This is a genomic window from Pseudarthrobacter sp. RHLT1-30-1, assembly GCF_059383415.1.
The window spans coordinates 1-22,923 of record NZ_JBWZCG010000043.1; the positions used below are offsets into that span (position 1 = coordinate 1).

The window sequence follows — 22,923 nt, forward strand, 5'->3', positions numbered from 1 at the left end:
ACGAATCGGATCCCGCCCGTCGCCCACGCATCCACGTGGGGTGATGACTTCCGCGAACTCGTTCCAACGCACTCCTACCCTGTGTGAGATACCCGAGGAGACCTTCTGGAACGGGGGACGAGGTCCCGTGGGAGCGCACGGAACACGGCCGCGCACCGGACGCCGAGGGTGCGGATGACGTAGGCCGCTCGGCGATGCCTTCCCACGCGGCATCCACCACGGCTCCGGAATTCCCCCTGCCGCGAGAACAGACAGGCCGGGGCCTAGTGCGGTTCCCAACGACGCGGTCCACAGCGCGGGGGTTCCGTCTGGGGAACTGCAGCCGAGCGGGACCCGTCAGATCTCCCGAGGATCCGGGTCTGAGGAGTCCGGCAGTAATGCTTGCGACTCTTCTTCGGCTTCGGTCCGCTCGAGCGCAGCTGTCCGGTGCTCGGCGTCGGGAAGTCCCTGCCGGACGTCAACGGGCAGCGCATCGTACCTGTAGGAGGCCACGGCCAAGGGCGAAGTCGCGCGGCCGAGGCTGCACCGGACGCTGCTGGAACTTAGCCGGAGTGGTGCACATCCTCCGGGTCCTCGGGTGAGTCATTGCGCCGTTCCTTCACGAGCTTGCTGGCGCTCACCAACCGTAGCGCGGTCGCCAGCAGGATCCCGCCAAGCATGTTAAAGACCACGACATAGGAAAACCAGCCGAGCCATTCAAGGTAGTTGATGTCAGCACCCGAGTGGATGCCCCCGAAGATCAGCAGCGAGTCCAGGACCGAGTGGAAAAGCTGCAGCCCGTAGGGAGCACACCGCCGCATCGGCCACAAGGTAGCAGCGCCCCTGCTGGATCCCAAAGAGCCCGGCAAGCCTTGGCCTGAGGACGAAAGTGAGACACCTGATATCAGCCCACCTCGGCGGTAGCCAGCGGCGACTCCCGTTTAGCCTGCGGCGGGCAGCGCGTCCGGGATGCGCGGCTTGGCGTTGCCCGCGAAGGTGAACTTGGCGTCGTCGCCTTCGCCGTCCACATCCACTACAACGATGTCGCCGGCGTGGATTTCGCCGAAGAGGATCTTCTCGGAGAGCTGGTCCTCGATCTCGCGCTGGATGGTCCGGCGCAGCGGCCGGGCACCCATGGCGGGATCGTAACCGCGGGTTGCCAGCAGGATCTTGGCTGCGGGCGTGAGCTCGATGCCCATGTCCTTGTCCGCCAGGCGCCGCTCGAGCCGGCCGACGAACATGTCCACGATCTCGATGATTTCGTCCTGGGTCAGCTGCGGGAAGACGATGACGTCGTCAACACGGTTCAGGAACTCGGGGCGGAAGTGCTGCTTGAGTTCCTCCGTGACGCGGGCCCGCATCCGGTTGTAGCCGGTCTGCGTGTCCGTGCCGGACTGGAAGCCGGTGGCAACGCTCTTGGAGATGTCGCGGGTGCCGAGGTTGGTGGTCATGATGATCACGGTGTTCTTGAAGTCCACCACGCGGCCCTGGGAGTCGGTCAGGCGGCCGTCTTCCAGGATCTGCAGCAGCGAGTTGAAGAGGTCGGCGTGGGCCTTCTCCACTTCGTCGAACAGGACCACGGAGAACGGACGACGGCGGACCTTCTCGGTCAGCTGTCCGCCCTCGTCGTAGCCCACGTAGCCCGGAGGGGCACCGAAGAGACGCGACACCGTGTGCTTCTCCGAGTACTCGGACATGTCCAGGGTGATCAGGGCGTCTTCCTCGCCGAAGAGGAATTCGGCCAGGGCCTTGGCGAGCTCGGTCTTGCCGACGCCGGTGGGGCCGGCGAAGATGAACGAACCGCCCGGACGCTTCGGGTCCTTCAGGCCAGCACGGGTGCGGCGGATCGCCCGAGAAACCGACTTGATCGCTTCCTCCTGGCCAACGACACGCTGGTGCAGCTCCTCTTCCATCTTCAGCAGTCGCGAAGACTCTTCCTCGGTGAGCTTGAAGACCGGGATGCCGGTGGCATTCGCCAGCACCTCGGCGATGAGGTCCTCATCCACCTCGGAGATGTCGTCCATGCCGCCGGCCTTCCACTGGCGTTCCTTCTCGGCGCGCTCGGCAATGAGCTTCTGCGTCTTGTCGCGCAGGGAGGCGGCGCCTTCGTAGTCCTGGGCGTCAATCGCGGAGTCTTTCTCCATCTTGAGTTCGGCGATGCGCCCGTCCATGACCTTGAGCTCCGGCGGGGCTGTCATCCGGCGGATGCGCAGCCGTGCGCCGGCCTCATCGATCAGGTCAATCGCCTTGTCCGGCAGGAAGCGGTCCGAGACGTAGCGCTCGGAGAGGTTCGCGGCCGCGACCAGCGCGCCGTCGGTGATGGTGACGCGGTGGTGCGCCTCGTACCGGTCACGGAGGCCCTTGAGGATCTCGATCGCGTCGGCGACGGAGGGCTCCTTGACCTGGATCGGCTGGAAACGGCGCTCCAGGGCGGCATCCTTCTCGATGTGCTTGCGGTATTCATCCAGCGTGGTGGCGCCGATGGTCTGGAGCTCACCGCGGGCCAGCATCGGCTTCAGGATCGAGGCCGCATCGATGGCACCCTCAGCGGCACCGGCACCGACCAGGGTGTGGATTTCATCGATGAACAGGATGATGTCGCCGCGGGTGCGGATCTCCTTGAGGACCTTCTTCAGGCGCTCCTCGAAGTCACCGCGGTAGCGGGAACCGGCCACGAGGGACCCAAGGTCCAGCGTGTACAGCTGCTTGTCCTTGAGAGTTTCCGGGACATCGCCGCGGACGATCGCCTGGGCAAGGCCTTCGACGACGGCGGTCTTGCCGACGCCGGGCTCGCCGATCAGGACCGGGTTGTTCTTGGTGCGGCGGGAAAGGACCTGCATGACGCGTTCCATCTCGGATTCACGCCCGATCACGGGGTCGAGTTTGTTCTCGCGCGCAGCCTGGGTCAGGTTGCGCCCGAACTGGTCCAGAACCATGGAACCGGAGGGAATCGCTTCAACGTGATCCTGGCCGGGGCCCACGGTCTCCTTGCCCTGGTGGCCCGAGATGAGCTGGATGACCTGCTGACGCACCCGGCTCGGATCCGCACCGAGCTTGACCAGCACCTGGGCGGCAACGCCTTCACCCTCACGGATAAGGCCGAGCAGGATGTGCTCCGTGCCGATGTAGTTGTGACCCAGCTGCAGGGCCTCGCGCAGCGAGAGTTCCAGGACCTTCTTGGCGCGCGGGGTGAAGGGGATGTGTCCGGACGGGGACTCCTGGCCCGGGCCGATGATCTCCTGCACCTGCTCGCGGACGCCGTCGAGCGAAATACTCAAGGACTCAAGGGCTTTGGCAGCAACACCTTCACCCTCATGGATCAGACCCAACAGGATGTGTTCGGTACCAATGTAACCGTGATTCAGCATGCGGGCCTCTTCCTGGGCAAGCACAACTACGCGACGGGCACGGTCCGTAAATCGCTCAAACATTTCGCCACACTCCTGGCTGCCCCCATACCTTGATGCTACGTCGCCGCAGGCACGCTTGGGGCGTTCGCCGGAGGCAAGATATTAGTGAGCCGGATACAGCTGACCTCCCCCGGGTAAGCGGCCGTGTTCTATGGCATGTACTACCAGATTCCCGAGATCCTCAAGGCAGGCGCCGGTGCCATCGTGAAGACCTCCTCGATTCTCGGACTCGTCGGCGACGCCAAGGCGGTTCCCTAGTCACGGCCACGCACCCTTGCCCTGCTCTCCGGCGGGGCTCCGTTGTAAATGGCGCTACGCCAGCTCGCGATCGGTTTCGCCGCAGCAGCCGTGACGTACCTGCTTGGGATGCTGTTCGGAACCAGCATGGCGTACACGACACGACAGCGGGCGGCCGGTTTGTCTGTCCTGCTTCGGCCGTGATCTAATGGGCACGATTTTGCAGGGCTTCACCAGAGAGGAGGACGTGTCCATGTACACCGAGCCTCCAAGTACCGGCGCCCGGGACACCTCCTCTCCCGCCTGAACCCCGTGTCCCGGGTTCCACACGTGATCGGCACGTAGTCCCGCGGGAGAAGCCGTCAAGGCCATCTCACCCTGCACTTCGCATGTCTGGATCACCATCATGAACTCACGCCCCATTTCCACGCGCCTGTATAGGCTCACCTCCCGTTCCCGCCCCCGTGGGGCAGCGCCGGCTCCGGCAGCGGCCGGGACCGGGAACACGCCGGCCCCGGGCCACCCAAGTCTGGTCGACAGCGGCATCTATCTGGACGGCCAGCGGGTATCCTCGCCGAAGACACTGCCGGAGACCTTCCGGGAACTGAACCGCCGCCCGGGGTCGATGGCCTGGATCGGACTCGTCCGCCCGGAGGCCGCCGAGCTGCAGTCCCTGGCCGCGGAATTCGACCTCCACGAACTCGCCGTCGAGGACGCCGTCATGGCGCACCAGCGTTCCAAGCTCGAACGCTACGGCGAGACTCTGTTCGTGGTCCTGCGGGCAGCACGGTATCTGGACTCGCGGGAAGAGATCGAATTCAGCGAGCTCCACGTCTTTGTCGGCCCGAACTTCATCATTACCGTCCGCCACGGCGGTTCTCCCGATCTGGCGCAGGTACGTCGTCGCCTCGAGCACGACGCAACGTTGCTGTGCCTGGGCCCTGAGGCCGTCCTTTACGCGATCCTGGACGCCGTCGTCGACGACTATGCCCCGGTGGTCTCGGGCTTTGAGAACGACATCGATGAAATCGAGACCGAAGTCTTCGGCTGCGACCCGGCGGTGTCCCGGCGCATCTACGAGCTCTCCCGGGAAGTGATCGAATTCCAGCGCTCGACCCACCCGCTGACGCGGATCCTTGATGCTCTGGCTGGCGGCTTCACCAAATACGGGATTGCCGAAGACCTCCAGCAGTACCTGCGCGATGTCGCCGACCACACAGCTCAGGCCAATGAACGCATCGACGGCTTCCGGTTCATGCTCCGGGATATTCTGACCGTGAACGCGACCCTCGTCGCGCAGAGCCAGTACGAGGAAATGAAACACCTTGCGGAGTCCAGTAACGCCCAGAACGAGGAAGTGAAAAGATCTCCGCCTGGGCGGCCATCCTCTTCGCTCCCACCCTCGTGGGCACCGTGTACGGCATGAACTTCGAGAACATGCCCGAATTGCATTGGGAGTACGGTTATCCGCTTTCGGTCGCTTCGATGGCCGCCGTCAGCACCATCTTGTACCGGATCTTCAAAAAACGCAGCTGGATCTAAGCCAAGCCGGCCTCAGCTGCGGCTGCCCGGACAGCAGCCCTGTCGGCGGAGGCCTACTCCGCCGGCGCGCCGAGGCCGGTGCCGGCGTCGGACCCGCCTTTCAGCGCCGTGGCGGCTGCTTCGGAAAGCCACAACTGGAGGAGTTTCGGATACCCCGGGGCCCGGCCGGTGCTGAGGGTCTTCCGGCACTAGGCCACAAAAGGCCAAGGCGGGGACAGTTGACGTAATGGTGGCTACTTCCCCCTGAAGGGCACGGAATCGTGTACAGCCGGATCGTCGTCGGTGTCGATAACTCGAATGCGGGTCACGCAGCCCTGGAGTGGGGGGGAAGAGAGGGAATCCCCCCCCACCTCCACGTCCCCCTCACCCTGGTCCGCGTCGTTCCGGGTCGATGGGCCTTTCGGCATGCAAGCCGGTATCTGGAAACCAGGGACCGGGCCGCAGAGCTGCTGGCTGTGGAAACGCGTCGGGTGTCGTCCCTGGACCCCGCGGTACCGGTGACCACGACTCTCAGGACCGGCGAGACGGCACGGACCCTTCGTCGCCTCTCCGGGGAGGCGGACATGGTGGTGGTGGGAACCGACAGGCGCCCGGACAGGCACGGTGAGGGCTTCGGGTCGGTGAGTTTTGAGACAGCCACCATCAGCAACTGCGTGGTGGCGGTCGTGCCCGCGGCCGACGACGGTGGCCGGACCGGTGTTGTCGTCGGCACCGATGGCTCCGCCGACGCGGCCGTCGCGGTGGCATGGGCGGCCGCGGAAGCACTCCGCCTTGGCCAGAATCTGACCGTGATCCACATCTGCAACGGCCACGACGGACCCGGCGACGGAGCCGACGCAATGGCCGCGGATACCTGCACGGTTCTGTCTGCAGCCGTCGCCGCCGTGGCCCGGGACTATCCCGGCCTGACCGTAAACCCGGTTCTGGAGAGCGGCAGGTATCCGGCAACGGCCCTGATCAGCGCCGGTGCGCATGCTCTGCTGCTGGTCATTGGATGCAAAGGCCGCGGCGGCCTGGAGATCCTGGTGGGGTCGGTTGCCCGGGACGTCCTGGCGGATCTTCAATGCCCGACGCTCATCTCCCGGCCGGCAGGGCAGCCCACACTGGCCTCACCGCAGCCGGACGGACCGCCCGGGCCTTCCGGTCGACCGGCTTCCCTGCAGCAACCACCACCAGATCCGGACAGCCCCGTCAGCTGAAGGCCCGGGGTGTCGGGCAGGACGTGTCCGATGAGAGCGGGGGGCGCTTTCACGCTTGACTGTTCAGAGCCATTTGCGGTGCTTGAACGACAGGTAGAGAGCGATGCCCATGGCGAGCATGAGTCCGAGCGCGAAAGGGTAGCCCAGCGGCCAGGCCAGCTCGGGCATGTTCTCGAAGTTCATCCCATACACGGTCCCGACGAGGGTGGGGGCGAAGAGGATGGCCGCCCACGAGGAGATCTTTTTGACTTCCTCATTCTGGGCCAGGCCCGCCTCGGAGAGGTGACGCGTCTCCTCGTTCTGAGCCAGGCTCGATTCGGAGAGGCGCCGCATCTCCTCGTTCTGCTGCTGGGCCACCAGGGTTGCGTGGACCGTCAGCGCGCTTTGGAGCAGCACGCGGAAAGCGTCGACCCGTTCCACGACGCGGATGACGTGGTCATGGACGTCCCTAAGCCTGCGCTGCAGTTCCAGGTCCAAGTGGTATTTCTCCGCACCGCGTTCAAGAGCCTCCAGCATGGCCCGGAGCGGGTGGGTGGCGCGCTGGAACTCGATGACTTCCCGGGAGAGTTCGTAGATGCGCCGGGCTACGTCCGGGCCAGCGTTGAACAGCTCGTCCTCGATCTCGTCGATGTCGTTCTCCAGCCCGGCGGCGACGGGCTGGTACTGGTCGACGACTTCGTCCAGGATCGCGTACAGCACGGCCTGCGGGCCCAGTGCCAGGAGCTCCGGGTCGGCCTCGAGCCGGTGGCGGACCTTCGCCAGGTTCGGGGATTCCGCATGCCGGACCGTGACTACGAAGTCCGGACCCACAAAGACGTGCAGTTCGCCGAACTCGACCTTCTCCACATCGTCCAGGTACCGTGCCGGGCGCAGCACGGTGAACAGCGTGTCCCCGTAGCGTTCGAGTTTGGCCCGCTGGTGGCCGTTGAGGGCATCCTCCACGGCGAGCTCGTGCAGGCTGAATTCGTTCGCCACCGACGTCAGTTCCTCCAGACCGGGACGGTACAGCCCGATCCACGCCATCCCGCCGCGCTCCCGCATCACTTCGTACGTCTCATCAAGGTTCTTCGGGTTGTCGGTCCGCAGGCCGTTAACATAGACGGCGTTGTCCACCATGGTCATCAGAGTCTGTCCCTCTCGCTCCCGCATCCAGCCGGCGCGGCGTCCTGTCCACTGTATCCGGGTGCCGGACTACCCGTTCGTGCCGCTTCCGGGCCCGTCAAATCCGCCGGACCTGGAGCGGCGCGGAGGGACTTCGATGTAGAGGATTACTCCGGCGGCGACCGGCAGGTACCAGTGCTTGCGGTGCCTGACGGGTCGGTAGACGTGGCCGAAGGGGTCCCGGATATGGACGTTCGTCAGCTGGTTCTGGCCGGAGAGGCGGCGATCGACATCTTGTCGGGTATGCCCGCGCGTGGTGATGCCGTCGATGTCCAGATTCCATAGCCCCGTGGCCGTGCCGTGTTCCAGGGCGAGGGTTTCGAACAGATCAGACAGCAGCTTGTCCGGGGTCTCCGGGTAGAAGCGCCGCAGCCGGTGATCTTCGGTGTGTACCTCGCGGGCGTCCACCAATGCCTGGCGGAGCCAGTGGAATTCCGCCGGACCGTGGGCCGGCCCAAGGACCAGGTGACGATTCGGATCCAGGGCGAGGTCATAGGAGTTGCCCGCACGGTCGAGAATGCACGCGGTTTCCCCGACATACTCAAACGCCGCTATCAGCGCCTGTTCGGACTCATGATACGAAAATGCCCCGCTGTCATCGACGGAGACAAAATCCCCGGCACCGCCGGCAGGTGCCGGAACAACCGGGGTGTGTGGTTTCGGTCGTGGTGTGGTCTCCATGGCGGTGCGCTCCTGCTGGGGATCGATGCCGCGGCCGCGCTGGTTGCGGTGGTCCCTTTCTTCATGACATCACAGTCAGAGCCGTTCCGTGACGGTCTTAACGCTTTCCATATGGTGATCGGTCAGAAATCAGCGTCTGCACGGAACTGGCGGGGAGAAGCGACGTCGTCTCCCGCGCCGCCGGAAGAGTTTCTGTGTTTCATCAGAGCGGGCACATTCAGATCACTTCCACCAGCTGGATGACCTCGTCGTCCCGCTCGAGTTCCTTGGACCAGTAGCGGGGATCCTTGGCCATCAGCCGGTACTGCGGTAGGAAGTCCCGGAAGAGCTCAGCCATCAGCGTGTCATCGTGTTCCACAACACGGCGGACGGCCTCAACGTCCAGGGGAACGTTCAGAAGCCGGTCGGCAGGAATGGTGACCTCGTGGATATTGTCCTGGTACCTGAGACGGAACGAGTATTCGATGGCGAGTTTCATAGGGCGGTGCACCCTTTCGGCTCGGGTTACATGCTTTCAGCTGAAGCTGGAGGCCTGCAATATGCACGCCTGCGCCTAATGTATCGGCGACGAACGACGATACGGAAGACCGCAGGCTTGAAGGAGCCGGCTGAAACCGAAAACGGCCGCCGGATCCCCTGGCCCCCTGCATTCGCACACGACGGCGTGGTCTTGGTCCGGGTGCAGAAGACTTCCGACCTTCCGTGCAGGCGACTTCTGAAACTGACAGGGGGCTAAACGGTACTTTCAGCACCACGACCGGACACCTCATCTGATACTCCCTCGTATCCGCGAACCACCGCTGCGATCGCACAGGCGATCGGTAAATATCCGGTCGGGGTCGTCGCCGCGCTGATCGCTCAGCATGCGTTGACGCAGGGGAGGCATAGATCGTCGGGATCTGATTGAGGGAAACGTGGCCACCTCCCACCGCCAAACAGCGAGGACAGCGCTGCCGTATATTCAGAAGCGGCGGCGGCGGGTTAGCTGGTGGGAAGGCCATGGCAGCAAAGCCCACCGGTTCCTGCAAATCGCCCTCGAGGCCGGCCCCGGCTACCGACTGGGGCCAGGCTCAGCGAGCTCATGATCAGATCCGGATCAGTGGCCATGTCATGCCGTTCCCCCCGCAGTCATCCATGAGCAAGTATCAGAGCGGAAAGTTCCGGACCGGCCGCAACCCTGGCCCGATCTAAGGAATTATCAGCAAGTTATGTTGTGGGCGGCCCTCGCCACCATGAAGTGGTGAACGCGAAACCCAACGGAAGGACGAACAAGGATGAACTCCCAGCAAAGCCCCCACAGGGCGGTCCGCGGTCCGCCGTAGCCGGCCGCTCCCCCATACAACCGAATAGGTCTAACCGGGACCCCACACACCCGGAACATCAGATCAGAGGCTGGAGAGTGTGGACACAGTCCACACGAAGAGACACCAAAAAGCCCCTGAACAGGGGAAACACGTGCCCGAGGTGGGACTCGAACCGGGTTCCAGCCCCTGCAAACACTGGACTCCCGCCGAAACATACGGAATCCGGCCCAGTCCGGCACCGGAACGGCCCAGTCCGAGACCCAAAGTGTGGACACTGTCCACACCCCCAATTCTCTCCACCAAAGGACTCCCCCAAACAGCCGCACCCCGCATCGACAGGGTGCGGCTTTCTCTGAAATTGCATCGTTGACCCGTCCGTCGGATTCCACGAGCGGCAGCGGCCTGGTCATGCCCTCGCTCGGGGACTTGGGCAGGCCGCGCAGGACTCTCGGTCGCTAGGCTCTGCATAACGATTTCACCTCCCTTCATCCCCTTCATGGTCCGCAATGTCGAGAGCCGCATGACCCGGCTGCGTCCCGCAGAATTCACTCACCGCGTACTCGCCAGAGCCATGCTCCAGTCAGGGAATGACCTTCGCGTAGCGTTTGGAAATATCCGTTCCCGCGGCCCGTTGGTGCACGATATTCATGACTGCGCCTCCTGACACCTCCAACCGGTCATATCGGTGTCTGCCCCGGAGTGGACAGGGAAAAATTCAGGAATCGAACACTCGTGCTCCAAAGCAACAATCCACGGTTCCTCCGCGCCACGCTAACCAGCCGGCTCACCGACAGCACCAAGGTTGAACCGGCGTCGACCGCGGCAGGCAGCTTCATAATCCGCCCGGAAACGCCCCACACGCCAGAGACCAACGCGACGTCAGAGCAACTTTCCCCCACCAGGGCGCGAAAGCGACCCTGGGCCGCTAACCAGGCTCCTGGCCGGAGTGGGAAGGATCAATGTGCGCTGGTGTCCCATGGCAACTGCACTGACTCCCTAACATTGGCCCCTTGCTTCCGCGAACAATGAAGTGGTACCCGCAATGTCGCGTGGGTCACAGGTGAAAGGTCAAGGATGACAGCCACAATTTTCGATTACATCGTCGTCGGTGCCGGTTCAGCGGGCTCGGTGCTCGCCCGCCGCCTAATCGACGCCGGCAAGACCGTCGCGGTGCTGGAAGCAGGCGGCGAAGACACGAATCCGCATATCGCAGACGTGTTCTCCCTCGGTGCGCTGTGGCATGGTCCTGAGGACTGGGACTATTTCACCACCGAACAGGATGGGTGCCTAGGAAGGAAACTGCACCTGCCCAGGGGTAAAGTGCTCGGCGGCTCCCACGCCCTAAACGCCACGATCTGGGTACGCGGCGCGAGGCAGGACTACGACACTTGGGCGTACCTGGGCAACCATGGCTGGTCCTGGGACGAGGTTCTGCCGGTTTTCTGACCCGAAGACTCCTTTGCCTGGCCACGCCGGACTCACGGCTCTCGTCACACCTGTCCGGGAGCGTCCGGGGCAATAGCAGTGGCCCGTTTGTCGCAGGTCCATTCGCCTGGCGTGAAGCTTGGAGAAAAAGGCCTTCGAGAACCATCCGGCGGTGACCTGCGAGAACAGGTGAAGTGGGACACAATCTCACCCATCTTTTCGCAGTCCAGCTCCGAAGTACCTCTGGCCCCTTCCGGGGTGCGAGATCACACGCGCGTGTATGAGGAGATTTATTCATGAAGAAGGCCCTTCGCCTTATGGCGGTCCCCACCTTGGCTTTGGCCGCCCTGGCGGTTTCCGGTTCTCCCGCGATGGCAGCGGACCATTCCTACCAGTCCACTCTGGCTCAGATCAACGGCAGCAAAGGCGCCGGCACGATCACCGTCGACGTCAAAGGCAACCAGGCCCACGTTGTCCTGAAGGTATCGGGCATGCCCGCGACGTTCATGGACGCCCCGTACCCGCACGTTCAGCACATCCACGGCGGCGCCCAGGGCACCTGCCCGGCACCGACCGCGGATAAGGACGGCGACAAGGTCATCTCCACCACCGAAGGCGCCCCGTTCTACGGCGGCATCGTCACTACCTTGTCCACCAGCGGCGACACCAGCCCCGCGGCTGGCCTTGACCTGAAGGTCGGCGGCCAGGGCGCGTCGTACACCGTAGACCGTACGTTCGAACTCAATGCCGAGACCAAGGCAGCGCTGGAAGCCGGAACCGCTGTGGTCGTCGTCCACGGTCTTGATCCTGCCACCCTGAGCGCGGCAGGGCAGGCCGCCAAGAGCGACCTTGCACCGACCCTTCCGCTCGCCGCCACCTCCCCCGCGCTGTGTGGGACCCTGAAGGCCGGGCAGATGTCCATGCCGGTTGGCGGCGCTGACACTGGCGTCACCGCGGAAACCGGGACGGACACCGGTGCCCTCGCCGTCGGTGGTGGCCTCGCCTTGGTCGCGCTCGCCGGCGGAGCCTACGTGGTCCGCCGCCGTACCGCCGGTGCAACGGCCTAAGCCCCGGCTGACCGGATCGTTACTGTGAGAACCAAGAATCCCGGCCACCATGAGGGCCCCCGCGCCGCCATGGCGGCCGGGGTTCTGCTCCTGCTGACCCTGGCCGGCTGCGGTGCAGCAAGCAACGGAGTGCCCGACGCCGGCTCCGCACCCCCATCTTCCGCCACGGCCTCCGCGGTGGCCACCACCGTCGCACCCGATTCCGCCGCACCGGCACCTCCCCAATCGAGTCCGGCTGTCGCGTCCGCCGCAGCGGAGCCCGCAGTGCTGCCCCGATCCGAGCCGGCCACCCTGGACATCCCGGCCATTGGCTTACGAACCGACCTCCTGAAACTAGGACTCCGGGAGAACGGCTCCCTCCAGGTCCCGCAGGATTCCGGCAGGGGTGCGCCTGCCAGCTGGTACAAGGGCTCCCCCACCCCCGGGGAACGCGGCCCCTCGGTGATGCTGGGCCACGTCAACGCACTCGGCGGCGCCGCCGGCGTTTTCGCAGACCTCCGCAAACTCACACCGGGCACCGATATCAACGTCTCACGGGCCGACGGCACCACAGCGGTGTTCACCGTTGACCACGGCGCCCAATACAGCAAGAAGAACTTCCCCACCCTCGAGGTCTACGGCAACACCCCCGGAGCTGAGCTCCGGCTCATCACGTGCGACGGTTACGACCCCGCCACCAGGCTTTTCGATGACAACTACGTTATTTACGCAAAACTCAAAGTTTGAACCACGGAATTCCCGCTCCCACCGGAAGCGGCAAACGGCGCGAATGGACTGGACATGAAACACCGCAAACACACCTTGGCTGCCCTGGCAATCAGCTCACTGCTGCTCTCCGGCTGCGCAGCAGCAGCCGGATCCGTCGGGCAAGTCAACACAGCAGTTGTTCCCCCGACCTCATCAGCGGCCGCCGAAGCAGGGCACGCCGGCGGGCACAACCACGGCGCCTCCACGTCCCAGAGCCCGCCCCAAGCCCAAGGCCCCAGCGACGCTGCCCTCATGGTGTGCGGGGACCAGCCGATGGACAGGCTCACCTCCATCCTCGATCTGGACTCCAAACCGCACACCGTAAACGACTGGGCCGACAGCACCTTCACCTGCACGTACCACCTCACCGAGGGAGCCCTGGAGATCTCCGTCAGGGAAGCAAAGGACCAAGCGTCAGCTCGCACGTACTTCGATGCCATGCAGGCCCTGGCACAGGACGCCAAGCCCATTCAAGGCCTCGCGAACCTGGGCTTCCCAGCCTTCGAAACCGCCGACGGGTCAGCCGTGTTCCAAAAGGACAACTTCGTTCTCCAGGTTGATGCCACCGACCTGCCAGCAACCCTGGGACCTGAGAGCATCACCCGGAACGCCCTCGCCTACCAGCTCTCCACCACCATCCTGGCCTGCTGGGTCGAACACCACTGACATGCGCCCGCCGCAGATCACTACGGCAGCGCAGACGAGAGGTTTCACCATGAAAGCAAACACCAGGACACTCAGTGCCCTCGGACTCACGGTAACAACAATCATGCTGGGTCTCTCCGGCTGCGGAACCTCGGGCATGTCAGGGTCCGGCACGACAGCGATACCGACAACTACGGAACTAGCAGCGTCGTCTGCGCCCATTACGGGACCTGTTACCTCGACCTCCAGCCCAAGCTCCTCACCCGCGGCGGCCGGCGCAGAGATACTGATCAAGGGCTTCAAATATCAGGGCGCGGAAACCGTGAGCCCCGGAGCGACTATAAGTGTCACCAACGAAGACATCGAAGCGCACACCATCACCGCCGACACCGGTGCCGCGTTGGATGCCGTCATTAAAACCGGGACCGGCACCTTCACCGCCCCGACCAAACCCGGAACCTACCCGTACCACTGCACCTTCCATGGCAATATGAAAGGCACCCTCACCGTTAAATGACACTTCGCGTGATTGCCTGTCACATGGCGAACGGTCTCAGTCCGGGGCCCACCGTCCCATTGCCGGGCGGGCTCCGCCATCACCCGGTTGTACGCAGGGATTTCACAGGCCAAGCTCAGCACTCTATCGCACGATCGCCGTTCTGCAGCCTGACCACCCCTTGATCGGAAACAGTCCGCCTCAACCCAAGTCCGTGTACCATTCAAGCTCCGCATGCGCGACCGGTATCCGCAGCCCCCTGGCCGGTACCCGGGTTTCCTTTCCGCAATGTGCAGGAACCTCAGCCACTATGTGGTGGTTGAAGGTGCCCCGCACGGCATGTTCTTCGACCCACGGCCTCGGAGTTCAACGAACATCCTCCCCAGCTTCCTTGCCAAGTGACCAACAGAAACGGAGAAAATACAATGACCGGAACGAACACGTCAGAGCGGGCCCGGCAGTTGAAAGCGCTGCATGAGGCCCCGGAGATCCTTCGGGTTGTCAACGTGTGGGATGCCATCAGCGCAGCGACGGTCGCGGCGCTGCCGGAGACAAAGGCGATTGCGACCGCGGGCCACTCTATCGCCGCCGCGTACGGCTACGCCGACGGGACGATGCCCCTGGAGATAGCGCTGGCAGGGGTCAAAATCATCGCCGACGCCGTCGACCTTCCCGTCACGGCCGACCTTGATGATGGTTACGACAACCCGGCCGAGACGATTCGCAGGGCTATTGGGCTCGGCGTTGTCGGGGCCAACGTTGAAGACCGGCTGCGGCCCTTCGATGAAGCAGTCGCCCGCGTGCAGGCCATCATGGCCGCCGCCAACGACGAAGGCATCGCGTTTCAGCTAAACGCCCGCACGGACGCGATCGCGCTGGCCGGTGACAGGCCAATCAAGGTCAGCATCGATGACGCCATCAGCCGGGGCCGCGCATTCCTCGACGCCGGCGCCGCGCTGGTCTTCGTGCCGGGAGCACTCACCCGCCAGGTCATTGAGCCCCTGGTGGAGGGACTCGGCAGCGGAAAGCTCTCAGTCATCGGCGCACCGGGGGCCCTGCCCGCAGCCGAACTGCAGGACCTCGGGGTAGCCCGGGTTTCCTACGGCCCGTTCACGCAGCGTGTCGCCCTGCGCGCGCTCCGCGACCTCGCCACCGACCTTTACGGCACGGGCGTCCTTCCCGCCGATACCCCGCCCCTGAATTAGACAAAGACTAAGTCAGCGGATGGTGCCGCTGCGAACAGCAGATGACAGCATTGGGGGCGCGTTCGCACTGCTCTTCGAACTCGTCCTTAGTTTATAAAACAACTCAATTCGCGCTCCGCCATTTCCTTGAGGTGACCCCTTGGAGGGTTCTTCGGTTGTTGCCATTTGAGGCCGGATGAACATCCCTGGGTCGAACTCTCAGCCCATAGCCGTGATTACGACAACTACGTTGATGCCTGATCCGGGGGACGGACGGCTCTGTGACCGGACTGAGGGCGGTCCGGTCCCGCCGGCCGTCCGAAGTACCAAGACGTTAGCGTTGGCCCCGGCCCGCGAAATCATCGTCCAGCTTGTACCTAGGGAACTCGGTTCCAGATTCGGCTCGCCTTCGGGCCGCCCACCGACTGGCCAGGCTCAGCGAACTCATGCTCTGCTCCGGATCAGTTGCCATGTCATGCCGTTACCCCCGCATTCCTGCATGAACGGGTATCAGAGCGGAAATCCTGGACCGGCCGCAAACCTGGGTCGATATAATAATATTCAGCAAATCATGTTGTCTGCGGCCCTGGCCACCATGAAGTGGTGAACGCGACAACCCAATGAACGGACGAACGAGGATGAACACCCATAGGGGACTCCGTAGGGCGGTACCCGGACTGCAGTAGAGAGCCGCTCCCCCACACAACCAATAGGTCCATCCGGGTTCCCACACACCCGGAAGGTCAGATCAGAGGCAAGAGTGTGGACACTGTCCACACGAAAAAACACCAAAAAGGCCGCTGACCTGCAGAAACACTGTGCCCGAGGTGGGACTCGAACTGCATTCCAGCCCCTGCAAACACGGGACTCCCCCGAAAACATACGGAATCCGGCCCAGTCCGGCACCGGTACGGCCCAGTCCGTGACCCGAAGTGTGGACACTGTCCACACTCCAATTCTCCCACCAGAGGCCTCCCCCAAACCGCCGTACCCCGCATCGACAGGGTGCGGCATTTCTCTGTCTCGACAAAGTTGAACAAGCCGTAGGACTCCACGTGCGGCAGCAACCTGGTCATGCCCTCGCTCAATGCGGGCTCTTGGGCAGGCCCCGCAGGGCTGTCGGTCGCTTAGGCTTCTCATAACGATTCCACCTCCGTTCATCCCCTTCATGGTCCGCAGCGTCGAGAGCCACATGACCGGACGGCGCACCTCAGACCTCGTCCCCGCGTACTCGCCAGATGACGGAAGGCGGGTTATCGGCGTAACGAAAGGGTCGAAAACTGGGGATCGGCACTCGCTACGGCCCCGCTGCAGCGTGGAGTGGGTCTTCCGTTAGCGGGCGCTACGGCACCTAGCGTCGTCATTTGAAATCGCCGGATCGATCGTTATACCCCGCTACGATTCGGGGCCAATCGCCTGGGAGCGGTTCCCAAAGGCCCGGTCGGCTCCAAACTTAAAGGAGATTCATCGATCCTTGGAGGGTGACATGAGCAGATCAGCAACGTCCGGCGTCGCGGTTTCCGCGGCTTTTCTCGTCGCCTTGCTGCTCGCGGGCTGCGGCCAGCCGGCAGCGCCCCCGCCGACCTCGACGACGACGGCTCCTGCCGAAACCAGCCCGAGCGCGACGTCGACGACGACGGCTCCTGCCGAAACCAGCTCCAGCGCGACGGCGAGCCGGCCGGCGTCGCCCACCCCACCCCCCAGTCTCACCGCGTCCGCAGCCTGGACTAGCTACACGACGGCCGACGGCCAGTTAACCTTCGATTTTCCTACGGCCTGGAGCATTAGGGATCCCGCCGGGGATTTGCCTGAAGGTGGTGGCGCCTTCGCGGAAGTTACCAACCAGGCCGGGAAGCCGATGGCAACACTCCGGACCAACATGGCCGTGGGGTCCGCCTGCGTGGAGCGGTTCCCATATTCGGTATTGGAAACCCAGCCGATGGCCGCCCTGACCCAAGGCGGCTCCACACCGCGGTATGTCTTTGAAACCCGCGGAGACGTCACGGCGCCATATCCGACTATTAACACCGTAGCTGCGTACGGCATCGAGACAGCCGCCCCGCCCACAGGAGAAGTGGCGTGCCCCATCTTCCACTTCTTCACATGGCCGCCGACGTCCGCGAGCTTCGGCGCGGGCTATGACCCAGTGAACAATGAGACTCCCGGCGATCCGTCGCTGCCGTACCTCGAAAAGGCCAAGCTCTACATGGGCACACCCGAGTACCTGGATATCAAACGGATGATCACCTCGTTGCGGCCGACATCGTAGGCAGCCAATGATGGCCGAAAAACGCGAAACACCTGACCGGTTCAATAATCGGGACAACGGACCAGCCGCTGACCAACGCAAAACGCCGCGCACGCGAACGAAGCTGGCCGAGGTGTCGAAATACCGACACAACCCTCCCGAGAGCGTCCGGATGACAAGACCCTTATGGCCCTCCGGGACTATAGCTTCTAGCGCCGTCTTGGCTTCGTCATAGGGTGCCGTCGCAGCATTCGCGTGTGCGTAGCTGGCGTCCGTGGCCTCAATGGTGCCTGCAAGCTCCACCCCCGCACTTTAGTCCCAGCCCGCAGTGCCCCTGGCTGGGACTACTTCCGGAGCAGGGATGAACCTGCGATCATTCAAGAAAGCCACCTGAATGAGGGACCAAAATTACCGGGACGGCTGCGTTCCGGCCCACCGAGTTGCCCCGTGGAGGTCTCATATGCATCCTCTGACCCTGATTGGTATCGTCCTCATCGCGGCGGTTCTCTGGATGGCTTTTATCTGCGGCATGCTTGCCCATCTCGCTCGCTCTGAACGCCGGGCAGGGCTGAGAGCCCCACGTAAGAGTGCAGGTGCTTTCGGGCGGAGACATGGGACCGGAACCCCGAGGAGACTCAAGGTGCGGCGCCGGCGGCCGTCGCGGCGAGTCGCCACGCACCGTCCAATCAGGTAGCCAATCCCCGTGGACCAGCTCCGCTGCGGAACCAAGCTGCCAGATTCGTCCGTTCCTTCCAACGCCCTCTAGTAGGTCGCTCGGGCCTCTGGGGCCTTCCTTCGAGGCCGAACTCCTGGGACGAGGAAGCCCCTCCATTGAACAGGAATGCGTGAACCCGCGCTGATCCTCGGATAACGAACTACGTGCATGTGAGTATGTCAACCTCATTCAGGACCACCAGGACGGCTTGAACCAGGACCACCGGGGGACACTGGTGGCGCTAATTGCGGACGGGTGAGCCCTCTCGACGGGACGGTGACCACGGCCGGGCGCTTCATAAGACTGAACTCTATATTGTGAACGCTGGGTCAAGGTTTATCCGAGGCGATTGTCTCGGAATCCCACGCCGAGAGTTCAACGGAGCCAGAACAGGGCGCGTTCGCCGAAGCTTCCAGATTCTCTCCTCGAAGCTGCCACCAGAAGTCCCAACCCGCCGCACGGCCGGGCCGAAACCCCCAAATGTCACCCACATCTGAAAGGATTCGCCCATGACAACTCCCCGCATCGAAGACATCATCAGCTCGCTCATCACGCCCGGGATCTCCGAGAAGATCCGTGGCCAGCTCGCCGCCGCAGACGCCATCGTCGCCGGTGCGGCCAAAGCCTCCGAATTCCACAGCCTGCAGTCCTGGCCGTCCGGCGCCTCCCGGTACCACCTGGTATATAACGACGTCTCGGCTGTTCTCTTCCGCGACGGTGTCCTGTTCGGCGTCGCAAAGTTCGACCGGAAGCTGCTCTCGAAGAAGAACCCCGCCAAGAGGTTCCTTCTTCCACTCACCGCCGGCGTCGCCGAGGGCGGACTATAGGCACCCCGCTACAGGTCCCGTCCAGCATCCGGTGGGCGGGCCTTTCCGCGTCCGGTGCCGGGGCGGGCCGGCGCCATGAGTCGTATGCCCGGTGCATACCCGGCTTCCAGCCGTTCACCGGTGGAACGTAGCCTGTCGCCTGTGGCACCCATGGAGTCGCAGCAACTGATCAACGCCCGCGGCTCCACCGTCTGGGACATCATCACCATCTCCGGCAGCCTCACCGTCTGGAACTCCGGCATCGCAGCGGTGTCGGGGGAAGTTCGTAACGGAGGAACCGTCAGGATCCGCACCCGACATGGAGGCAGCCGGACCTTCGTGTGCGCGCGGAGCAAATCCCCGGCGAACTCATGACCTGGACCAGAACCGTCCCGCCAGGGTTGGGTGCAGCAGCGCGCACCTTCGAGCTGTCGGACCACAGCGGCATGACACAGTTGGTGGTGCGGGACGAAATAAAAGGTCCGCTGGGCGGGCTCATCCGGTCGGGTTTCAGCTCCACACAACGGGGCCTCGACGAATTCGTGGATGCCGTCAGGGAACGCTCCGAACTCGTAGGCTAAGCGTTCACTAGGTGCGGGCTGGCCCACTCCCGCTGATCCCCACCCCAAGCTTTACTGCCTGCCGCCGACCAACGGCGCAGCGTAATCCCCTGCCCTGCGCCGGGTCTGGACGGAGGTAGCGAAATACCCGCCCGTCCAGCTGGTCCTCGACGGCGCGCTGCTCGTGCGCGGTCCAGCTCGCCCGGTCATCGCCCCCTTACTCTTTGAATTCGTCGTGGAGCCGGGTCCGGGAGCTGTTTTCGATCAGCGTCGGGACGTAGATTCTGATCCGGCCAGTGTTCAGGGAGTCGTATTCTTCCTCGACAATTCCTTCGATGCGGTGACGTGGTGCTGCGGGGAAACGGGCGGCGAGCCGGTCCACAACCTTGCCGACGATGGGCTCCTTCTCTGCATAGCTCATCGCTTCATTGTCAGTCCGGCCGGTTTCGGCGTCAATCAGCCCTGTCTGCACTCAGCCTATAGGGGCAGCTGCCAGGGCCTGCCTGGCCACGTCAACCGCCCGACCGAGGGTGCCCTCCGGCCAGGAGCACCGCTGGCTGCAGGACCCAACCAGAAAGCCTTCGTGTCAGTGAAGATTGCCGCCTGATGCCTGATGCCGGCTGCCGGAGTTGTTCGCTGAACCCGGACTCCCTGGGCCTGCCAACACTCCCCCAGGGCTTGGCTTGCGTTGCGGCGGGCTCCCATTTCCTCCACCGAGTCTGCCATCCTCGAACCGCACCGTTCACTGGCCGTTCACCGGGCGGGCCTACGATGCAGAGAAACAATCTCCGTGTACGGGAAGGCGCCGCCATGAGTTTTGGAGAAAAGTCCGCGAGGAAAGTTCACGGGAGCGAACTCAAGCGCGGGCAGCAGGTCAGGGTCCGGGTCGAAGACCAGGATCTGGGCGTCGGTATCGTTGATGAACTGACCCGCGACGGCGGCGCCGTGTGGATTTTCTTCCCAGGGTCTGGGCCGCGCCGGGTCCCAACGGACCACGACTCAAACGAATTCACTGTCCTGGAGTCCGAGCCGAGGTCTGTGTGAGTTGAACTCGTAATTGGGGGCCGCTCGGGAAGCCCCGGCATAACGGTCAAGACGCACAGCTACCGTGCTGCAAGCCGCTCCGCATTGTGGCTCATTCGTTCAAGGACGCTGACGGTCATCGCATACTCATCGGCTCCGATGCCCGCCGTAAGTTCACGCCGGGTGGCCTCCAGTAGTGCGGATACCCGGGTATGCATTGCATGACCGGACTCTGTCAGGGCGAGTCGACCATCCAGCAGGAACACGATCCTTTCTCGAACCAACGCGGCCATCTCCCGCTCCTGCACGTCGTCGTGGCCCCCTGAGTTGAAGAGACGCAGGGTATCCGACACGGCGGCGGGGGCGACGGGGCCTGAAGCCAACGCATCGAGTACGTGCCACTGTCGTCTGGTCAGTCGGAGGCGGGCGAGTGTCGAATCGAGTTGTGCCTCAAGCGACGCGTCCAGTCGTTTGATCCAGTATCCGATAGGCCTGTTCACCATGCCATCGTCGCAGGATCCGACCCCCTGGCCAACGCTCGCGGTGTATGCACTGTGAAGGGCGGCCTCCGATTCCACCGGGGTGGACTCATCCGCGACCCGACGCAGACTTCAGCATCCGGTCCGCGGGCCCCGGCACGGCCGGGGTCCAATGGCAGGCCGTCGAACAGTTGGTCAGCGCGCACGAAGGCGTGCTGTCGGTCAATAGACCGGTGGACCTCCGGCTGGGCGGCGAGGCGGGAGACCTGGTGGCCTACTGCCGCGCGGGCTGGCGTTTCTCCGACCCGTACGTGGCGTCCAACCCCATCCCGGGCAACCACGGGCACCCCGCCACGGAGCCCATCCCGTTCTTCGTCTCGGGCGGACACCCGAGGGTGGTGAGGGGAAAGGTGTCCTCCGAAGCTGCCCGGACCGCCGACGTCGCGCCGACCATCGGCGGTATCTACGGACTGAAGGCCCCTGCCGGCGGCTACGACGGCACTTTCCGGGGCTCTGCGCTAGCGCCCTGACGCCCTTCGTCAAATGTTGTACCCATCCGCACATCACGAAGATAGCTGGGTAGATAGTGTCGAGCCCGCGGCAAGGGGACAACGGCGGGACTTGCCGCCCTTGTCCCCCGTGTCCGCCGGGTAAGAGTCTGAACTCTCGGCGTCGCCGGATACTGTTCGGTTCGCCTAGGCTGTGGATTGTCCGGGGATCACGGTGACCCGGCCCTCGGCGCCTATCTCCACGGCGAATCCGGCCGTGGTCGTGCGGAGACCGTCCACGTGCAGGGCGCCGAATGGCGTCGGGCTGGTCGCGGCGTTTGTCGGCAGCGCCCCTGATCCCTGGGGGTCAGGCCGAGCGTGGCGAGCATAATAGGAATGACTGAGGCCGCGGCCCCAGGCCTGGGGCCGGCACGATGCCGGGTACGGCAACGGGCCGCCCTGGTCTGGGGTATCGCCGGAGAACAGCTCGGGAAGACGGTAGTTGAAGGCTTCCGCGGCGTCCAGCAGCGCGGCGGCGACCTGTGCGGCTTCGCCCGTGTGCCCTGTCTTGGCCAGGCCCTGCAGGATCACGGCGGTGTCGTGGGACCAGACTCACCCGGCGTGGTAACGCAGCGGCCAGTATCCCGCATTGCCCGTGTCCAGAGTGCGGATGCCGAAGCCGGAGAACATACTCGGGTGCATCAGCCGCTGCACCACTACCGCGGCCTCCTCCGCGTTGAGGATGCCCGTGCCCAGCAGGTGGCCCATGTTGCTGGCCACCCCGTCGACGGCGCGCTTGTTCGCGTCCAGGGCGATGGCCGGGTAGGAGCCGAGGTGGTCGGCACACCAGAAGAACGCCCGGTATTTACCGGCCAGGTCCTCGGCATAGTCCCGCCACGCGGCTGCGCATGGCCGGTCGAAGGCATCGAGGATGTCGGCGGCATTGACGGCGGCTTCATAGGCGTAGCCCTGAACCTCTGCCAGGGCGATAGGTCCGGTGGCGAGGGAGCCGTCGTTCCAGCGGATGGAGTCGCCCGAGTCCTTCCAGCCCTGGTTGGCCAGACCGTGGCGGGTCTCGTCGATATATTCGAGGAATCCGTCACCGTCGGCGTCGGCCCAGTCCTTCAGCCACATGAGGGCGCGGTCCAGATTGCCCAGTAGCGCCTCGACTTCCGCGTCGGGTAAGCCCCACTTCCAGGGGTCATGGAGCAGGGAATCCCACAGCAGGGTCGCGTCAACAGTGCCGAAGTAGACGGCGGCAGGGCCAGCCCTGCATGGTCGCCGCCTCCGCGATTGTTCGCCGCCCCTGCACAACCAGCAACGAACCATTGGATCCTTATCGCGCCACGAAGTCGGGGAACCGGTCCGTGTGATCCGTCGGCGTTAGGAAAGTGTTAAGAAGCCGCAGAGTCGGGTATTTCCGGCTCGCCCTTGGAATAGGTTGAATTGCCGAGGTGTCGGCCAGTTGAATACGCTGCGCCCGCCGAGCTATGAGGAGACGCAGATGAGTGGTACCGGCCATCAAAC

23 protein-coding genes and 2 pseudogenes are annotated in these 22,923 nt (G+C 64.1%); 14 read left to right on the forward strand and 11 right to left on the reverse strand.

The features are described 5' to 3' along the window. Positions 1-336 precede the first annotated feature (336 nt). From AC50YM_RS19590 to AC50YM_RS19600, 3 genes are all read right to left on the reverse strand, one after another. Entirely contained in the window at positions 337-492 is a 156-nt protein-coding gene (locus AC50YM_RS19590) for a hypothetical protein (protein ID WP_494958607.1), read from the reverse strand. Positions 493-542: 50 nt separating this feature from the next. Continuing rightward, positions 543-800 (reverse strand): hypothetical protein, encoded by a 258-nt coding sequence (locus AC50YM_RS19595; protein ID WP_494958608.1) that lies wholly within the window; start codon positions 798-800, stop codon positions 543-545. A gap of 120 nt (positions 801-920) precedes the next feature. Beyond that, positions 921-3,410, reverse strand: a complete 2,490-nt coding sequence (locus AC50YM_RS19600) for an ATP-dependent Clp protease ATP-binding subunit (protein WP_494958609.1) — start codon at positions 3,408-3,410, stop codon at positions 921-923. A gap of 613 nt (positions 3,411-4,023) precedes the next feature. Here AC50YM_RS19600 and AC50YM_RS19605 point away from each other — a divergent pair. Together AC50YM_RS19605 and AC50YM_RS19610 are read left to right on the forward strand one after the other, a co-directional pair. Then, a pseudogene (locus tag AC50YM_RS19605) lies at positions 4,024-5,168 on the forward strand (magnesium and cobalt transport protein CorA). Between the two features lie 260 nt (positions 5,169-5,428). Continuing rightward, entirely contained in the window at positions 5,429-6,367 is a 939-nt protein-coding gene (locus AC50YM_RS19610) for a universal stress protein (RefSeq protein WP_494958610.1), read from the forward strand. Between the two features lie 63 nt (positions 6,368-6,430). On the opposite strand, the gene AC50YM_RS19615 is transcribed toward AC50YM_RS19610, so the two are convergent. The 3 genes from AC50YM_RS19615 to AC50YM_RS19625 form a co-directional block, all read right to left on the reverse strand. Then, positions 6,431-7,489: a magnesium and cobalt transport protein CorA gene (locus tag AC50YM_RS19615; protein WP_494958611.1), complete on the reverse strand. Its 1,059-nt coding sequence runs from the start codon at positions 7,487-7,489 to the stop codon at positions 6,431-6,433. A 69-nt stretch (positions 7,490-7,558) separates the two neighbouring features. After that, positions 7,559-8,209: a hypothetical protein gene (locus AC50YM_RS19620; protein WP_494958612.1), complete on the reverse strand. Its 651-nt coding sequence runs from the start codon at positions 8,207-8,209 to the stop codon at positions 7,559-7,561. A 217-nt stretch (positions 8,210-8,426) separates the two neighbouring features. Then, positions 8,427-8,687: a hypothetical protein gene (locus AC50YM_RS19625; protein WP_494958613.1), complete on the reverse strand. Its 261-nt coding sequence runs from the start codon at positions 8,685-8,687 to the stop codon at positions 8,427-8,429. Positions 8,688-10,587: 1,900 nt separating this feature from the next. Here AC50YM_RS19625 and AC50YM_RS19630 point away from each other — a divergent pair. The 6 genes and pseudogenes from AC50YM_RS19630 to AC50YM_RS19655 form a co-directional block, all read left to right on the forward strand. After that, a pseudogene (locus AC50YM_RS19630) lies at positions 10,588-10,956 on the forward strand (GMC family oxidoreductase N-terminal domain-containing protein); the annotation flags it as partial. Positions 10,957-11,234: 278 nt separating this feature from the next. Then, positions 11,235-12,005: a hypothetical protein gene (locus tag AC50YM_RS19635; RefSeq protein WP_494958614.1), complete on the forward strand. Its 771-nt coding sequence runs from the start codon at positions 11,235-11,237 to the stop codon at positions 12,003-12,005. A 24-nt stretch (positions 12,006-12,029) separates the two neighbouring features. Next, a complete protein-coding gene (locus tag AC50YM_RS19640) occupies positions 12,030-12,731 on the forward strand; it encodes a class F sortase (RefSeq protein WP_494958615.1) in 702 nt (233 codons plus the stop codon). Positions 12,732-12,785: 54 nt separating this feature from the next. Then, positions 12,786-13,418: a hypothetical protein gene (locus AC50YM_RS19645; RefSeq protein WP_494958616.1), complete on the forward strand. Its 633-nt coding sequence runs from the start codon at positions 12,786-12,788 to the stop codon at positions 13,416-13,418. A gap of 49 nt (positions 13,419-13,467) precedes the next feature. Continuing rightward, the gene (locus tag AC50YM_RS19650) at positions 13,468-13,914 is read left to right on the forward strand and encodes a cupredoxin domain-containing protein (RefSeq protein WP_494958617.1); all 447 of its coding nucleotides are present in this window, start codon (positions 13,468-13,470) and stop codon (positions 13,912-13,914) included. A 404-nt stretch (positions 13,915-14,318) separates the two neighbouring features. Continuing rightward, positions 14,319-15,098 carry an isocitrate lyase/PEP mutase family protein gene (locus tag AC50YM_RS19655; protein ID WP_494958618.1) on the forward strand — a complete coding sequence of 260 codons (780 nt, stop codon included), beginning with the start codon at positions 14,319-14,321 and terminating at the stop codon, positions 15,096-15,098. Between the two features lie 1,443 nt (positions 15,099-16,541). Here the strand turns inward: AC50YM_RS19655 and AC50YM_RS19660 are convergent. Beyond that, positions 16,542-16,787 (reverse strand): hypothetical protein, encoded by a 246-nt coding sequence (locus AC50YM_RS19660; protein ID WP_494958619.1) that lies wholly within the window; start codon positions 16,785-16,787, stop codon positions 16,542-16,544. A gap of 94 nt (positions 16,788-16,881) precedes the next feature. On the opposite strand from AC50YM_RS19660, the gene AC50YM_RS19665 reads away from it, so the two are divergent. The 4 genes from AC50YM_RS19665 (at position 16,882) to AC50YM_RS19680 (ending at position 19,427) form a co-directional block, all read left to right on the forward strand. Beyond that, positions 16,882-17,346, forward strand: coding sequence for a hypothetical protein (locus tag AC50YM_RS19665; RefSeq protein ID WP_494958620.1), 465 nt, complete (start codon positions 16,882-16,884; stop codon positions 17,344-17,346). Between the two features lie 1,203 nt (positions 17,347-18,549). Further along, positions 18,550-18,867 carry a hypothetical protein gene (locus AC50YM_RS19670; RefSeq protein WP_494958621.1) on the forward strand — a complete coding sequence of 106 codons (318 nt, stop codon included), beginning with the start codon at positions 18,550-18,552 and terminating at the stop codon, positions 18,865-18,867. A 141-nt stretch (positions 18,868-19,008) separates the two neighbouring features. Next, positions 19,009-19,221 carry a hypothetical protein gene (locus AC50YM_RS19675; protein WP_494958622.1) on the forward strand — a complete coding sequence of 71 codons (213 nt, stop codon included), beginning with the start codon at positions 19,009-19,011 and terminating at the stop codon, positions 19,219-19,221. Then, the gene (locus AC50YM_RS19680) at positions 19,218-19,427 is read left to right on the forward strand and encodes a hypothetical protein (protein WP_494958623.1); all 210 of its coding nucleotides are present in this window, start codon (positions 19,218-19,220) and stop codon (positions 19,425-19,427) included. Before AC50YM_RS19675 ends, AC50YM_RS19680 begins: the two co-directional genes overlap by 4 nt. 196 nt (positions 19,428-19,623) lie before the next feature. Here AC50YM_RS19680 and AC50YM_RS19685 read toward each other — a convergent pair whose 3' ends face one another. Further along, positions 19,624-19,827, reverse strand: a complete 204-nt coding sequence (locus AC50YM_RS19685) for a three-helix bundle dimerization domain-containing protein (RefSeq protein WP_494958624.1) — start codon at positions 19,825-19,827, stop codon at positions 19,624-19,626. Between the two features lie 389 nt (positions 19,828-20,216). Between AC50YM_RS19685 and AC50YM_RS19690 the strand changes: the two genes are divergently transcribed. Continuing rightward, positions 20,217-20,450: a hypothetical protein gene (locus tag AC50YM_RS19690; RefSeq protein WP_494958625.1), complete on the forward strand. Its 234-nt coding sequence runs from the start codon at positions 20,217-20,219 to the stop codon at positions 20,448-20,450. 59 nt (positions 20,451-20,509) lie between these two features. Here the strand turns inward: AC50YM_RS19690 and AC50YM_RS19695 are convergent, their stop codons facing one another. Then, on the reverse strand, positions 20,510-20,929 hold the full coding sequence (locus AC50YM_RS19695) for a winged helix DNA-binding protein (RefSeq protein WP_494958626.1): 420 nt from the start codon (positions 20,927-20,929) through the stop codon (positions 20,510-20,512). A 212-nt stretch (positions 20,930-21,141) separates the two neighbouring features. Between AC50YM_RS19695 and AC50YM_RS19700 the strand changes: the two genes are divergently transcribed. After that, a complete protein-coding gene (locus tag AC50YM_RS19700) occupies positions 21,142-21,438 on the forward strand; it encodes a hypothetical protein (RefSeq protein ID WP_494958627.1) in 297 nt (98 codons plus the stop codon). 165 nt (positions 21,439-21,603) lie between these two features. On the opposite strand, the gene AC50YM_RS19705 is transcribed toward AC50YM_RS19700, so the two are convergent. Then, positions 21,604-21,987 (reverse strand): hypothetical protein, encoded by a 384-nt coding sequence (locus tag AC50YM_RS19705; RefSeq protein ID WP_494958628.1) that lies wholly within the window; start codon positions 21,985-21,987, stop codon positions 21,604-21,606. Between the two features lie 21 nt (positions 21,988-22,008). Continuing rightward, a complete protein-coding gene (locus AC50YM_RS19710) occupies positions 22,009-22,530 on the reverse strand; it encodes an amylo-alpha-1,6-glucosidase (RefSeq protein ID WP_494958629.1) in 522 nt (173 codons plus the stop codon). Between the last annotated feature and the right edge of the window lie 393 nt (positions 22,531-22,923).